Below are 12,972 nucleotides of genomic sequence, written 5' to 3' on the forward strand. Positions count from 1 at the left end.
CCCGGCCGGTGCGGCTCAGGCGGCCACTTCTTTATCGGCCCGCGCAGCGCCCGGGCCGTAATGCGTGCGAACGTACTCGTCGACGATCGCCTGGAATTCCTCTGCGATGCGCTCGCCGCGCAGCGTCTTCACCTTGACGCCGTCGACGAACACCGGCGCCGCCGGCGACTCGCCCGAGCCCGGCAGCGAAATGCCGATATTGGCGTGCTTGCTCTCGCCCGGGCCGTTGACGATGCAGCCCATCACGGCCACATCCATTTCCTCGACGCCGGGATAGGCGGTTTTCCAATGCGGCATCTGCTCGCGCAGGTACGTCTGGATGCTCGCCGCAAGCTCCTGGAACACCGTGCTGGTGGTGCGACCACATCCCGGACAGGCAATCACCATCGGGGTGAAGTTGCGCAGGCCCATGGTCTGCAGGATTTCCTGCCCCACATACACTTCCTTCTCGCGCGGCGCGCCGGGTTCCGGCGTCAGCGAGATGCGGACGGTGTCGCCGATGCCTTCCTGCAGCAGCACCGACAGCGCCGCGGTGGAGGCAACAATGCCCTTGCTGCCCATGCCGGCCTCGGTCAGGCCCAGGTGCAGCGCATAGTCGCAGCGGCGCGCCAGTTCGCGGTAGACCGCGATCAACTCCTGCACCTGCGATACCTTGCAAGACAGGATAATCTGGTGGCCCGGCAGGCCGATCTCTTCGGCCTTCTTCGCCGAATCGATCGCCGACGTGATCAGCGCCTCGATCATCACGCTCTGCGCCGGCCAAGGCTCGGCGCGCGACGCGTTCTCGTCCATGATGCGCGCCAGCAGGTCCTGGTCCAGGCTGCCCCAGTTCACGCCGATGCGCACCGGCTTGTTGTAGCGGCACGCCATCTCGATCATCTGCGCGAACTGCGTGTCGCGCTTGGCGCCCTGCCCCACGTTGCCGGGGTTGATGCGGTACTTGGACAGTGCCTCGGCGCAGGCCGGATAGTCCTGCAGCAGCTTGTGACCGTTGTAGTGGAAGTCGCCCACCAGCGGCACGTCGACGCCCATGCGGTCGAGCTGCTCGCGGATCGACGGCACTGCGGCGGCGGCCTCAGGCGTGTTCACCGTGATGCGCACGATTTCCGAACCCGCGCGTGCCAGGTCCTTGACCTGGATCGCCGTGCCGATGGCGTCAACCGTGTCCGTGTTGGTCATCGACTGCACGCGCACCGGGGCGTCGCCGCCGATGGTCACCACGTTATCGCCCCACACGACGCGCGCCTGGCGCGTCTGGCGGCGGGGCAGCGAGCCGGGCAGGACCGGGAGACAGAGCTGTTGGTTCATAGCATTACCACCTTGCAAAGACGCACTGCGCCACACCTCTCGCCGGCCCGGATCAGGGCAGCGTCAGGCGCGCCACGTTGTTGCGGTTGCCTGCCTTCAGGTCGACCGGCTCGCCGTTGCGCGTCATTGACTCGACACCCTTGACGTTGCCGATCACCACCTTGTATGGAGCCTTGCCGCCACCGGCCACGGCCTGGCCGGCCCTGGCCGTGCCACCCAGCACGATCTTGCCGCTGCTGTCGCGGATTTCATACCAGGTGTCGCCGGCGAAGCGGATCTGCAGTTCACCCTCGCCTGCAGGCACTGCGGGCGCTGCGGGCGCCGGTGCAGGTGTTGCCACGGCCGGCGCAGCGGCAGGCACAGCAGCGAGCACGACCGTCGCGGCCGATGCCGGCGCGGCAGTCGCGCCCACGGCGCTGGCCGGTGTGGTTTCAGCCGAGGGTGCCGGCGAGTCGGCGGCGGCCATGACCGGCGGCAGCGCCGCCGTCACCGTGCCGGGCTCGGTCGATTGCGCGGCGGCATGTTCTTCCGTCGTGGCAGTCTCGGTCACGCTGCTGCGGGTCTCGATCCACTGGCGGATATGGTCCAGGCCGAACCAGCCACCGGCGGCCAGCACCACCGCCACCAGCGCCAGCCAGACCCAGCGCCCGCCGGCTCCGCCGGTGCGGAAGCGATTGCGGTCGTCGAACGCCGCATTGAGGCTGCCCTCGCGCTGGCGTGCAATTTCGGTGACCGGTGCCACCGGAGGCTGGAAGCGCGCCAGCAGCGCGTCGATATCGACATGCAGCATGCGCGCATAGGCCCGCATCACGCCCTTGGCGAAAGTGACGTCGGGCAGCGCCTGCAGGTCGCCGGCTTCGATCGCACGCAGCTTCGGCGCCGCCACTTTCAGGCGTGCGCTGACGTCTTCCACCGACAGCCGCTGCGCTTCGCGCTCGCGCGCCAGTGCCGCGCCAATCTCGCGCGCCGCGGCTTCGCGGTCTCCTTCGTGCGCGCCACCGCCGACGTATTGCGTCGGTACGGCCTGGCCTGCGGCGCGGTCGTGCTCACTCATCCCATGCTCCTTGTTCGTAGGCGGTCAACTCACGCGAATCGGGGAAGCGGCTGCGCAGCTGCGCGACCAGCGCATCCTGCGTGCGGCCATCGCCCTGGCGGTGTGCAATGCGCGCTCCCAGCCAGAGGGATTGCGCACTGGCAAATTGGCTGCTGTTGACGCGCTGGGCATACTGCCGGGCCTGCGCGAAATCGCCGCGCCGGTAGTAGACCAGCGCCAGATTGGTGTTTGCCACCGGGTTGTTGCGGTCGTAGCCGAGCGCGGCCTTCAAATTCTTCTCCGCCTCGGCGCTGTTGCCGCGACGCAGCTCGCACGCACCCAGGCTGATCAGCGGCTTCACCGGGCCGCCCGCCGACGGTGCAGACACAGCGCGCTGCAGCATCGGCGCGGCCTCGCCATAGCGGCCCGACTGGCACAGGAACCAGCCATAGTTGTTGAGCAGGTCGCCGTCGTTGCCACGCATTGACACCGCGGTGCGGAAGCTGTCGTCGGCCAGCGCCTGCTCGTTCATGTTCATATAGATCAGCGCGCGCACATGGTAGGCATCCGCCAGCGACGGATCGATGGCGATCGCCTGCTTGATCTCGTCAAGCGCGACCGCACTCTGGCCCGCCTCGAGATAGCTGGTGGCCAGCTGCAGCCGGATGCTGGCACGTCGCCTTGCATCGGTCTGGTCTGAAGCGGTCTGGAGATCCTGCGCCGGTGTGTGCGGGAGCTGGCAGCCGGACAACATCAGCAGCCCGAACAGGGCTGCAGCGATCAGACGGATCATGCAGGGCGAGCCTCCCGAGGCTGGCCGGCGCTGTTGACCGGCACCAGTGGCGTGATCTTGCCGAACTTGCCGCGCTCAGCCAGGCGGGTACGGTCCTTCACTTCCCCGGCCAGCTGGCCACAAGCGGCGTCGATGTCGTCGCCGCGCGTCTTGCGGATGGTGGTCACGATGCCGGCGTCCATCAGCACCTGCGCGAAGCGCCGGATCTGCTCGTTGTTGGAGCGCCTCAGGCCCGACTCGGGGAACGGGTTGAACGGGATCAGGTTGAACTTGCACGGCACGTCGGCGACAAGCTTCAGCAGTTCCCGCGCGTGCTCGACACCATCGTTGACGCCGTCCAGCATGCAGTATTCGAAAGTAATGAAATCGCGCGGCGCGAATTCCAGGTAGCGACGGCATGCCGCCATCAGTTCGGCCAGCGGGTACTTCTTGTTCAACGGTACCAGCACGTCGCGCAAGGCGTCGTTGGACGCGTGCAGCGACACGGCAAGGGCCACCGGCAGGTCTTTCGACAGCCGGTCCATCATCGGCACCACGCCTGAGGTGGACAGTGTCACGCGGCGGCGCGACAGGCCGTAGGCGTTGTCGTCCAGCATCAGCCGCATGGCCGGCACCACGGCATCGTAGTTCAGCAGCGGCTCGCCCATGCCCATCATCACCACGTTGGAGATGACGCGGTCGTCCTTGGGGCCACGGCCCAGCTGCTCGCGCATGGCGAACTCCGCCATCCACAGCTGGCCAATGATCTCGCCCGTGGTCAGGTTGCGCGAAAAGCCCTGCTTGCCGGTCGAGCAGAAGCGGCAGTTGACCGCGCAGCCCGCCTGCGAGGAGACGCACAGCGTACCGCGCGTTTCCTCGGGGATGTACACCGTTTCCACCGCGTTGCCCTCGCCGACGTCGAGCAGCCATTTGCGCGTGCCGTCGGCCGACAGGTTGTCGGTGATGGCGGCAGGCGCACGGATCTCCGCCCGGGTCGACAGCTTTTCGCGCAGCGACTTGGCGAGATCCGACATGGCATCGAAGCGGCTGGCACCATAGTGATGAATCCAGCGTTGCAGTTGCCGCGCACGGAACGGCTTCTCGCCGAGCTCACCGCAATAGGCGGTGAGCGCGTCCGCGTCGTAGTCGAGCAGGTTGACGAGATCGTTCATGACGGCAAACTCAGCTTCAGTGTCAGTCAGCAGCCAATCAGCGGCTGTAGACGTTCATGCCCGGGAAGAAGAAGGCGATTTCGACGGCAGCGGTTTCCGCGGCGTCCGAGCCGTGCACGGCGTTGGCGTCGATGCTGTCGGCGAAGTCGGCGCGGATGGTGCCCTTGTCGGCCTTCTTCGGGTCGGTGGCGCCCATCAGGTCACGGTGCTTGGCGATAGCGCTTTCGCCTTCCAGAGCCTGGATGATGACCGGGCCCGAAACCATGAAGTCGACCAGGTCCTTGAAGAACGGGCGCTCCTTGTGGACAGCATAGAACTGCTCGGCTTCGCCGCGCGACAGGTGCACCATCTTGGCAGCAACGATCTTCAGGCCGGCGGCCTCGAAACGGGCGTAGATCTGGCCAATGACGTTCTTGGCCACGGCATCCGGCTTGATAATCGACAGGGTGCGTTCGATCGCCATGAAAAACTCCGAAAAATGAAGGGGTTACAAATGGATTAAACGTGCAATTCTAGCACGAAGACGATGACCCTTTCGAGGGTCTGGGCCGCTCTGGCGCGGGTGTTACGGGTCCGGAGGTCCATTCCGGCCACAAGTAGCATTGGCAGCACATTACATCCTTGTCATGTCCGGAACGCGACGCCCCACCCTCCGTCAAACGAAGGCGGCGCTGAGGCGCCTGAAACAGCAATGCGGGTGCCCGCTGGGTTACCCCGCCCTTGCAATTCCGCCAGCCAGATGCCACATTGACGATGGTTCCGTCCGCGGTCGATCCGAAAATTCTCTTTCTTTCGGACAAGCCCGGCGCCTCATCGTTTCGAGACAGGAGTCACCATGGATAACAAGCTGAATACCTACGGTTTCGGCAACAGTGCGTCGACCGTCACTGACGTCGTCGTTCGCAATCGGGTCTTGCGCAACACTTACTGGCTGCTGGCCCTTTCGATGATCCCCACCGTGCTCGGTGCGTGGGTCGGCGTGGCCACCGGCTTCAGCTTCATGGCGGGCAGCCCCGGCCTGTCGCTGATCCTGTTCCTGGCGATCGCGTTCGGGTTCTTCTTCGCCATCGAGAAAACCAAGAACAGCAGCATGGGCGTGGTGCTGTTGCTGGCGTTCACGTTCTTCATGGGACTGATGCTGTCGCGCCTGATCAGCGCAACGCTGGCGTTTTCCAACGGACCGGCGCTGATCATGTACGCCTTTGGCGGCACGGCGGCCGTGTTCGGCGCGATGGCGACCATCGCCACCGTCAGCAAGCGCGATTTCTCCGGCCTGGGCAAGTTCCTGTTCGTCGGCGTGATCCTGCTGATCCTGGCCAGCGTTGCCAACATCTGGCTGCAACTGCCGTCGCTGATGATCACGGTGTCCGTGATTGCGATCGGTATCTTCTCGGCGTACATCCTGTTCGATGTACAGCGCGTGGTGAATGGCGGCGAGACCAACTACATTACCGCCACGCTGGCGATCTACCTGGACGTGTACAACGTCTTCGCCAACCTGCTGGCACTGCTGGGCATTTTCGGCGGCAACCGGGAATGACAGCAAACGCCGCAGCATGAAAAAGCCGGCCAGATGGCCGGCTTTTTCTTTGAGCGCCCGCCGCGCGCTCAGTCGCGGTCGAACACCGCGATCGACTCCACATGGGATGTGTGCGGGAACATATTGACCACGCCAGCGCCGCTCAGGCGGTAGCCCGCCTCGTGCACCAGCAGGCCGGCATCGCGCGCCAGCGTGGCGGGACTGCACGATACATAGACGATGCGCCGCGGCAGCACGTCGCTGCCCTGCTGCGCCAGCTCGCCGAGCGCCTTGCTCACCGCGAGCGCGCCTTCGCGCGGCGGGTCGACCAGCCAGCGATCGAAGCGGCCCAGCGCAGCGATGTCGTCGGCCGTGACTTCGAACAGATTGCGGCACGCGAACTCGGTCTTGGCGGCCAGCCCGTTGTACTCCGCATTGGCCAGCGCGCGCGTGGTCAGCGCCTCGCTGCCTTCGATGCCCATCACCGACTTGCCCTGCGTGGCCAGCGGCAGCGTGAAGTTGCCGATGCCGCAAAACAGGTCGAGCAGGCGGTCGCCCGGCTGCGCGTCCAGCAGGCGCAGCGCGCGGCCGATCAGTACGCGGTTGATCTGGTGGTTCACCTGCGTAAAGTCGGTCGGCTTGAACGGCATGCGGATGCCGAATTCCGGCAGCGTATAAGCCAGCTCGACGTCGGTCGGGTAAAACGGGTAGACCGTGTCAGGCCCCTTCGGCTGCAGCCAGAACTGCACCTGATGCGCATCGGCGAAGGCGCGCAGCAGGTCCTTGTCGGCGTCGGTCAGCGGCTCGAGGATCCGCAGCACCAGCGCCGTCACTTCGTGCCCGACGGCCAGCTCGATCTGCGGCATGCGGTCGCGGATCGACAGCCCCAACACCAGTTCGCGCAGCGGCACCAGCATCGCCGACACATGCGGCGGAAGGATTTCGCAACGGGTCATATCGGCCACATAACTGCTCTTGCGCTCGTGGAAGCCCACCAGCACGCCGCCCTTCTTTACCACGTGGCGCACCGTCAGGCGCGCGCGGTAGCGGTAGCCCCAGTCCGGCCCGGCGATCGGCCGGAACACCACGTCGGGCTTGACCTTGGAAAGGTGCCACAGGTTGTCTTCCAGCACCCGCTGCTTGATCGCGAGTTGCGCGCGCGAATCCAGATGCTGCATCGAGCACCCGCCGCAGACGCCGAAATACTGGCAGCCCGGCTTCACGCGCATCACCGATTCCTTCAGGACTTCGCCGAGGTGTGCCTGCTCGTAGCTGGGCTTGCGCCGGAAGCTGCGATAGCTGACGGTTTCCCCGGGCAGCGCGCCCTCGACAAAGATCACTTTGCCTGGCGTGCCATCCTCGTTCACCAGGCGGCCGACGCCGCGCGCTTCCATGTCGAGGCTGTCGATCGACACCACGGGGTCGGCGCCGGGAGCATTGCCATTGGCCTTGCCACGGCCACGGGCCTCTCCTGCGGCGGGAGCGGCACTCGGTGCGGCTGATTCGGGCGCGACGGCGGACGTTTCTTGTGGGGAGGACACGGCTTGAGACACCAGATAAAACCTGACGTATTGTTTTACGAAAGCGCGATTGTATGCCAGACCGGTCGGGTCAAACGACGGAGCGTTGCATGGAACTGATTTCGTGGAATATCCAATGGGGCCGCGGCGCGGACGGGCGCGTGGATCTGGCGCGACAGGTGGACACGCTGCGCGCGATGGCCGACGCCGATGTGATCTGCCTGCAAGAAGTCACGCGCGGATTCGGTGAACTACGCGGCCAGCCGGGGCAGGACCAGGTGGCCGAGCTGACCGCGCTGCTGCCAGGTTATCACTTGCTGTTTGCGTCAGGCGTCGACCGGCGCGACCGCAACGGCGCGCACAAGCAATTCGGCAACCTGATCGCGACGAAGCTGCCGGTGCGCGAAGTATTCCGGCACGCATTGCCGTGGCCTGCAGACCCGCAAGTGGCGTCGATGCCGCGCGTAGCTCTGGAAGTTACGATAGAAGCCGGCACGCAGCGGCTGCGCGTGATCTGCACGCACCTTGAGTATTACTCGGCGCTCCAGCGCGCGGCGCAGGCCGAAGCCCTGCGCGGCTGCCATGCCGAGGCCTGCGACCACGCGCGACGCCCAGGCCGCAGCGAGAAGTGGCCGGGGCCGTTTACGCCGGAACCGCGCGCCGCCGACGCCATCCTCTGCGGCGATTTCAACAGCAAACCCGACGACATTGCCTACCGACGCATGCTGGAGCCGTTCGACGACGCCACCACGCCATGGCGCGACGCCTGGCTGCTCACACACCCCGGCCAGCAGCATGCGCCGACCTGCGCCATCCATGACAAGGAGCAATGGCCCGAGCCACCGTTCGCCTGCGACTTCATGTTCGTGACGGATAGTCTGGCCGCGCGGATCCAGCGTTGCGAAGTCAATGCGGACACCGCCGATTCGGACCACCAGCCGATCCAGCTGTCGCTGGACGTGTAGGGCTGTGGCGCACGCCGGCGGGCGCCGGCGCGATCAGTCCTCGAAGTCGTCGACTTCGGGCGTGAGGCGCTGCAGCCGGAAGGCCTGCAGGTATTCCATCCACTGTTCGCCGGGCAGTTCCGCCAGCGATTCCTGGACAAGATCCATCTCCATGTCGAATTCGCGCGGCGACATGCCGCCGCGCATCAGCTGGAAACGGCAGTACATCAGGTAGGTGTTGACGACGTCGGTCTCGCAATAGGCGCGGATCTCGTCGAGCTGGCCAGCCTGGAAAGCATGCCAGACCTTGCTGCCGTCCATCCCCATCTTGCCGGGGAAACCGCACAGCTTGGCCAGGTCATCCAACGGCGCGCTGGCGCGCGGCTGGTACATCGCCAGCAGATCCATCAGGTCTAGGTGCCGCATGTGGTAACGGCTGATGTAGTTGTTCCACTTGAAGTCACGACTGTCTTCATCGCGGCCCTCGCCCATCTCCCAGTAGCGCGGCGCGGTGACGCCGTTGACCAGGCCGCGGTAATGCAGCACAGGGAGATCGAATCCGCCACCGTTCCATGAAACCAGTTGCGGGCTGTAGCGGGCGATCAGTTCGTAGAACTTCTGGATCAGCGTGGCTTCGTTGTCCTCGATGGTGCCGAGCGAGCCCACGTGGAACACCGCCGAGCCATCGCGGTGCGTGCGCCGCAGCACGCAGGAAATCGCGGCGACGCGCTGCAGGTAGTGCGGCAGGAAATCGCTGCCGGTTTTCTCGCGGCGGGCGGCGAAGGCGTGTTCGGCAACTTCGCCGTCGCTCATCGCGTCGGGATGGTCATGCAAACGGCGCAGGCCGGCGACATCGGGAATGGTCTCGATGTCGAATACCAGCACAGGGGTCATAAAACGGCGTCCTTCCTGACACCTTGCGAAGCGAAATGCCGCTTGAGCTTGACCAGCGCCTCCTGCTGGATCTGGCGTACGCGCTCGCGCGTGAGGCCCATCTCCTCGGCGAGCTCTTCCAGCGTGGCTGGCTCGATATGGTTGAGGCCGAAGCGGCGCTCCACCACATAGCGATGCTTTTCCGACAGGCGCGCCAGCCAGAGCTTCATCAGCCCTTCCAGCTCGCGGTGCGCCACCTCCTGGTCAGGGGCGGCGTTGTGCTCGTCGGAGAGGAAATCCAGGAGGCTCGAGCCGGGATCGAGGTCGAACGGCGTATCGAGCGAGGTGGTGTGTTCGTTGAGTGCCAGGACGTCCTGCACTTCGTCCGGCGTCTTGCCCAGCAGGTGGGCGATATCTTCCAGGCTGGCGTCGCGCCCGTCGGTGCCGCCCTTCTCCAGATGGCGCTTGGCGCGCAGCACCTGGTTCAGTTCGCGGATCACGTGCACCGGCAGGCGAACGGTGCGGGCCTGGTTCATGATGGCGCGCTCGATGCTCTGGCGGATCCACCAGGTCGCATAGGTCGAAAAACGGAACCCGCGCGACGGATCGAATTTCTCGATCGCATGCATCAGGCCGAGGTTGCCTTCCTCGATCAGGTCGAGCAGCGGCACGCCGCGATTGAGATAGCCCTTGGCGATGCTGACCACCAGCCGCAGGTTGCGCTCGATCATGACCTGGCGCGCGGCAAAATCGCCGTCCTTGGCCAGCGTGGAGAAATGCAGTTCTTCCGGCGCGGACAACAGCGGCTTGATGCTGATGCGATTCAGGTAATGCTGGACGGTGTCGGCGGCCAGTTCGGTATGCAGCACCGTGCGGAAGTCGTCGTGCTCAGCCGCTGCGCCGTCGCTGCCGTTCTCGCCTTCGCTCTCTTCCTCGTCTTCGGACTCGTCATCGTCGTCATCGCGCAGATGGCGGTCGTTGTCGTCGGCAAGCAGGTCCGCTTCGCGCAGGCCCACCGAAGTGGACGTGGCGATCGGCTCGTCGGTCACGGGAATCAGGTCGGCAGCGAGATCCGGCTCGAACGCTTGCGCGTCGGCGTGCTCGTCGGGATGTGCCACACCAGCCTTCACTTCCGGCTGCTTGGGACGGCGAGCCCTGCTGACAGTTGTTCCGGAGGAGACAGTTTTCTGGCGTGGCATGAACCCTCACTGTGGCGGCAGGTACCGCATCGGATCAACCGGTTTTCCGTTCTTGCGAACTTCGAAGTGAAGCTTCACCCGGTCGGTATCACTGTTGCCCATCTCCGCAATCTTCTGGCCCTTGCGGACCGCGGATTGCTCTGCCACGAGCACCTTTTCGTTGTGCCCGTACGCAGTAAGAAATGTCTCGTTGTGTTTGATGATGACAAGATTCCCGTAGCCGCGCAAGGGGCCAACGTGAATCACTCGGCCATCATCGGCGGCCAATACCGCGTCGCCCTTCTTGCCCGCAATATCGATGCCTTTATTACCCTTGTCATCGAATTTGGCGACCATCTGGCCGGTCGCCGGCCAGGCCAGCTTCATCGCGCCATCCGCAACCGGTGCGGCCGAGGTGGCCGCCGCTGCCGCGGGCGTTGCCGGCGCAACCGGTGCGGCCGCTGGCGGTGGCACAGGCGCGGCCGCCGGGCGCGCCTGGTCGATCGGCTGCCCCTGTACCGTGGCCGGGGCGATCGGCGTAGTGGAAACCCCGGGCGCGGCGTTGACGTCGGCACCCGGAGGCATGATGCGCAACAACTGGCCAACTTCGATCTGGTTCACATTGGACAGGTTGTTCCAGGTCGCGACATCGCGGTACGACTGGCCGTTTTCCAGCGCGATTCGATAAAGCGTATCACCTCGCTTGACCCGATAGTATCCCGGCGGGGCCGGCTCCATCGACGCAGCGGCCGCGCCCGACGTGGAGGTGCGGTCAACGACAGGGGCCGGCATCGGCGAATTAGCGCAGGCGGCCAGCAGGGCCGTCAGCGCAGAAGCCGTAAAAAGTTGACCGGCGCGTGCGAAATATTGCGATTTCACGATGTTGTGCATAGTTCGACTCAGATGGTGCCCGATTTTAAGGGCACAAAGAAAACGGCTTCAAGCGCGGTTCGGTGAAAGCGATGGCGGTTGCGACGCTCGATCAGCAGCAGTTGCTGCGTCACCGTCTGGCCGGGTACGCCTGCCGGCGGCACCACGGCCACCGGGGCGATCAATCGCCCGCCTACCTCCAGTTGGTCCAGCAGCGCCTGTGGCACCTCCATGCCGGCGGCGGCCAGGATAACGGCCGAGAACGGCGCCGCCTGCGGCAGCCCGAGCATGCCGTCGCCATAGTGCAGGCGCAGGTTGGGCACGCGCAGCGGACGCAGGTTCGCCTTGGCCTGCTCGTGCAGTGGCCGGATGCGCTCGATCGAGAAGACTTCGCGCGCCACCTGGCTCAGCACCGCGGCCTGGTAGCCGCAGCCGGTGCCGATCTCCAGCACGCGCTCCAGCGGTGTGTCGGCGGCCAGGCCGTCGCGCAGCAACTCGATCATGCGCGCCACCACCGATGGCTTGGAAATGGTCTGCTGGTGGCCGATCGGCAGCGCGGCGTCTTCATACGCCTGCGATGCCAGTCCCGGCTCGACGAACAGGTGGCGCGGCACCGTGGCGATGGCCGACAGCACGCGCTCGTCGCGGATGCCGCCGGCCCGCAGCCGGGCCGCCAGCGCGGCACGCGCACGCGCGGACGCCATGCCGCCGCCGCCGGCCGTGGCCGCCGAGGCGCGCTGCTCCACCGCGCTCGCGGGTGCGGGCACCGGTGCCGGTGCCGCGGTGCGCGGCAGCCTTGGCTTGGCCTGCGCGGGTGGTATGGGCGGCGGCGCGGACGTGCCCGTGCGCCGCGCGTCGACGGCAGGCATACCGGCGGTGCGGGCCGGTGCGGGCTTGCGTTCGACGACTGCGTCCAGCGGCAGGGGGAACTTGTTGCGTCGGGGCGTGGAACTCATCGGGGGCGCGACACTGCGAAGCGGCTGCCTATTTCAGCCACTGGTCGAGCGCATCGAGCTGCCCGCGATGGGTCAGGTCGAGCTGCAACGGCGTCAGCGAAACGTAACCGGCGGCGGTGGCATGGAAGTCAGTGCCTTCGCTGGCATCGCGCGCATCGCCGGCCGGACCGATCCAGTAGTTGGTGTCGCCTCGCGGATTCACCTGCGTGATCACCGGCTGCGAAGGATGGCGCTTGCCCAGGCGCGTGGCGCGATAGCCCTTGATGTGTTCGAACGGCAGGCTGGGGATATTGACGTTGAGCAGGAAGGGCTCGGCGGGCGGCTGGCCGATAATGCGTTCGACCACGGTGCGCGCCACGCGCGCGGCTGCATCGAGATGCTCCCAGCCCTTGTCGACCTGCGAGAAGGCCACGGACGGGATGCCGAGCAGGTAGCCTTCGATGGCGGCGGCGACGGTGCCGGAATACAGCACGTCCTCGCCCATGTTCTGTCCCTGGTTGATGCCGGACACCACCAGGTCGGGCTTCTCTTCCAGCAGCCCGGTCAGCGCAATGTGCACGCAGTCGGTCGGCGTGCCGTTGACGAAGCGGAATCCCTTCTGCACGCCTTCGCGCGCTTCGTAGATCGAAAGCGGGCGCTGCAGCGTCAGAGAGTTGGATGCGCCGCTGTGGTTCTGCTCGGGCGCAATGACCGTGATCCGGCCCAGCGGGGCGAGCGCAGCATGCAGAACGGCCAGTCCCGGCGCGAGATAACCGTCATCGTTGGCAAGGAGGATATGCATGGCGCGATTGTACCTGAGCGCGCGCCGCACAAGCGCCCCGTGCGCC

Annotated in this window: 13 protein-coding genes; 2 read left to right on the forward strand and 11 right to left on the reverse strand. The window is 65.8% G+C overall.

Annotated elements, in window-relative coordinates:
* Window positions 1-15 precede the first annotated feature (15 nt).
* From ispG to ndk, 5 genes are read right to left on the reverse strand one after another with little or no spacing between them, the layout of a single operon-like run.
* Window positions 16-1,308, reverse strand: coding sequence for a flavodoxin-dependent (E)-4-hydroxy-3-methylbut-2-enyl-diphosphate synthase (ispG, locus tag ACIP1U_RS07880; protein ID WP_400313556.1), 1,293 nt, complete (start codon window positions 1,306-1,308; stop codon window positions 16-18).
* Window positions 1,309-1,360: 52 nt separating this feature from the next.
* On the reverse strand, window positions 1,361-2,362 hold the full coding sequence (locus ACIP1U_RS07885; RefSeq protein WP_400313559.1) for a helix-turn-helix domain-containing protein: 1,002 nt from the start codon (window positions 2,360-2,362) through the stop codon (window positions 1,361-1,363).
* The gene (gene pilW / locus ACIP1U_RS07890) at window positions 2,355-3,134 is read right to left on the reverse strand and encodes a type IV pilus biogenesis/stability protein PilW (protein WP_400313562.1); all 780 of its coding nucleotides are present in this window, start codon (window positions 3,132-3,134) and stop codon (window positions 2,355-2,357) included. Before pilW ends, ACIP1U_RS07885 begins: the two co-directional genes overlap by 8 nt.
* Window positions 3,131-4,285 (reverse strand): 23S rRNA (adenine(2503)-C(2))-methyltransferase RlmN, encoded by a 1,155-nt coding sequence (rlmN, locus tag ACIP1U_RS07895; RefSeq protein ID WP_400313564.1) that lies wholly within the window; start codon window positions 4,283-4,285, stop codon window positions 3,131-3,133. Before rlmN ends, pilW begins: the two co-directional genes overlap by 4 nt.
* Before the next feature lie 37 nt (window positions 4,286-4,322).
* The gene (gene ndk, locus ACIP1U_RS07900; RefSeq protein WP_400313567.1) at window positions 4,323-4,748 is read right to left on the reverse strand and encodes a nucleoside-diphosphate kinase; all 426 of its coding nucleotides are present in this window, start codon (window positions 4,746-4,748) and stop codon (window positions 4,323-4,325) included.
* 372 nt (window positions 4,749-5,120) lie between these two features.
* On the opposite strand from ndk, the gene ACIP1U_RS07905 reads away from it, so the two are divergent.
* Window positions 5,121-5,825 (forward strand): Bax inhibitor-1/YccA family protein, encoded by a 705-nt coding sequence (locus ACIP1U_RS07905; RefSeq protein ID WP_342912030.1) that lies wholly within the window; start codon window positions 5,121-5,123, stop codon window positions 5,823-5,825.
* A 68-nt stretch (window positions 5,826-5,893) separates the two neighbouring features.
* Here the strand turns inward: ACIP1U_RS07905 and rlmD are convergent, their stop codons facing one another.
* Window positions 5,894-7,198 (reverse strand): 23S rRNA (uracil(1939)-C(5))-methyltransferase RlmD, encoded by a 1,305-nt coding sequence (gene rlmD / locus ACIP1U_RS07910; RefSeq protein WP_400313841.1) that lies wholly within the window; start codon window positions 7,196-7,198, stop codon window positions 5,894-5,896.
* 236 nt (window positions 7,199-7,434) lie between these two features.
* Between rlmD and ACIP1U_RS07915 the strand changes: the two genes are divergently transcribed.
* Window positions 7,435-8,289, forward strand: a complete 855-nt coding sequence (locus tag ACIP1U_RS07915; RefSeq protein WP_400313570.1) for an endonuclease/exonuclease/phosphatase family protein — start codon at window positions 7,435-7,437, stop codon at window positions 8,287-8,289.
* Between the two features lie 33 nt (window positions 8,290-8,322).
* On the opposite strand, the gene ACIP1U_RS07920 is transcribed toward ACIP1U_RS07915, so the two are convergent.
* The 5 genes from ACIP1U_RS07920 to surE are packed head-to-tail and all read right to left on the reverse strand — an operon-like array spanning window position 8,323 to window position 12,926.
* A complete protein-coding gene (locus tag ACIP1U_RS07920; protein ID WP_400313572.1) occupies window positions 8,323-9,162 on the reverse strand; it encodes a 3'-5' exonuclease in 840 nt (279 codons plus the stop codon).
* Entirely contained in the window at window positions 9,159-10,340 is a 1,182-nt protein-coding gene (rpoS, locus tag ACIP1U_RS07925; RefSeq protein WP_400313575.1) for an RNA polymerase sigma factor RpoS, read from the reverse strand. Before rpoS ends, ACIP1U_RS07920 begins: the two co-directional genes overlap by 4 nt.
* 6 nt (window positions 10,341-10,346) lie before the next feature.
* Window positions 10,347-11,210 (reverse strand): peptidoglycan DD-metalloendopeptidase family protein, encoded by an 864-nt coding sequence (locus ACIP1U_RS07930; RefSeq protein ID WP_400313578.1) that lies wholly within the window; start codon window positions 11,208-11,210, stop codon window positions 10,347-10,349.
* A gap of 8 nt (window positions 11,211-11,218) precedes the next feature.
* Window positions 11,219-12,145 carry a protein-L-isoaspartate(D-aspartate) O-methyltransferase gene (locus tag ACIP1U_RS07935; protein WP_400313581.1) on the reverse strand — a complete coding sequence of 309 codons (927 nt, stop codon included), beginning with the start codon at window positions 12,143-12,145 and terminating at the stop codon, window positions 11,219-11,221.
* 28 nt (window positions 12,146-12,173) lie between these two features.
* A complete protein-coding gene (gene surE / locus ACIP1U_RS07940) occupies window positions 12,174-12,926 on the reverse strand; it encodes a 5'/3'-nucleotidase SurE (protein WP_400313584.1) in 753 nt (250 codons plus the stop codon).
* Between the last annotated feature and the right edge of the window lie 46 nt (window positions 12,927-12,972).

It is taken from the genome of Cupriavidus sp. NPDC089707 (genome assembly GCF_044748965.1).
Lineage (GTDB): Bacteria > Pseudomonadota > Gammaproteobacteria > Burkholderiales > Burkholderiaceae > Cupriavidus.

Bases quoted from the DNA above. Each gene is read 5' to 3' on its own strand.
- ispG (WP_400313556.1), bottom strand. From the start codon at position 1,308: ATGAACCAACAGCTCTGTCTCCCGGTCCTGCCCGGCTCGCTGCCCCGC.
- ACIP1U_RS07885 (WP_400313559.1), bottom strand. From the start codon at position 2,362: ATGAGTGAGCACGACCGCGCCGCAGGCCAGGCCGTACCGACGCAATAC.
- pilW (WP_400313562.1), bottom strand. From the start codon at position 3,134: ATGATCCGTCTGATCGCTGCAGCCCTGTTCGGGCTGCTGATGTTGTCC.
- rlmN (WP_400313564.1), bottom strand. From the start codon at position 4,285: ATGAACGATCTCGTCAACCTGCTCGACTACGACGCGGACGCGCTCACC.
- ndk (WP_400313567.1), bottom strand. From the start codon at position 4,748: ATGGCGATCGAACGCACCCTGTCGATTATCAAGCCGGATGCCGTGGCC.
- ACIP1U_RS07905 (WP_342912030.1), top strand. From the start codon at position 5,121: ATGGATAACAAGCTGAATACCTACGGTTTCGGCAACAGTGCGTCGACC.
- rlmD (WP_400313841.1), bottom strand. From the start codon at position 7,198: ATGGAAGCGCGCGGCGTCGGCCGCCTGGTGAACGAGGATGGCACGCCA.
- ACIP1U_RS07915 (WP_400313570.1), top strand. From the start codon at position 7,435: ATGGAACTGATTTCGTGGAATATCCAATGGGGCCGCGGCGCGGACGGG.
- ACIP1U_RS07920 (WP_400313572.1), bottom strand. From the start codon at position 9,162: ATGACCCCTGTGCTGGTATTCGACATCGAGACCATTCCCGATGTCGCC.
- rpoS (WP_400313575.1), bottom strand. From the start codon at position 10,340: ATGCCACGCCAGAAAACTGTCTCCTCCGGAACAACTGTCAGCAGGGCT.
- ACIP1U_RS07930 (WP_400313578.1), bottom strand. From the start codon at position 11,210: ATGCACAACATCGTGAAATCGCAATATTTCGCACGCGCCGGTCAACTT.
- ACIP1U_RS07935 (WP_400313581.1), bottom strand. From the start codon at position 12,145: ATGAGTTCCACGCCCCGACGCAACAAGTTCCCCCTGCCGCTGGACGCA.
- surE (WP_400313584.1), bottom strand. From the start codon at position 12,926: ATGCATATCCTCCTTGCCAACGATGACGGTTATCTCGCGCCGGGACTG.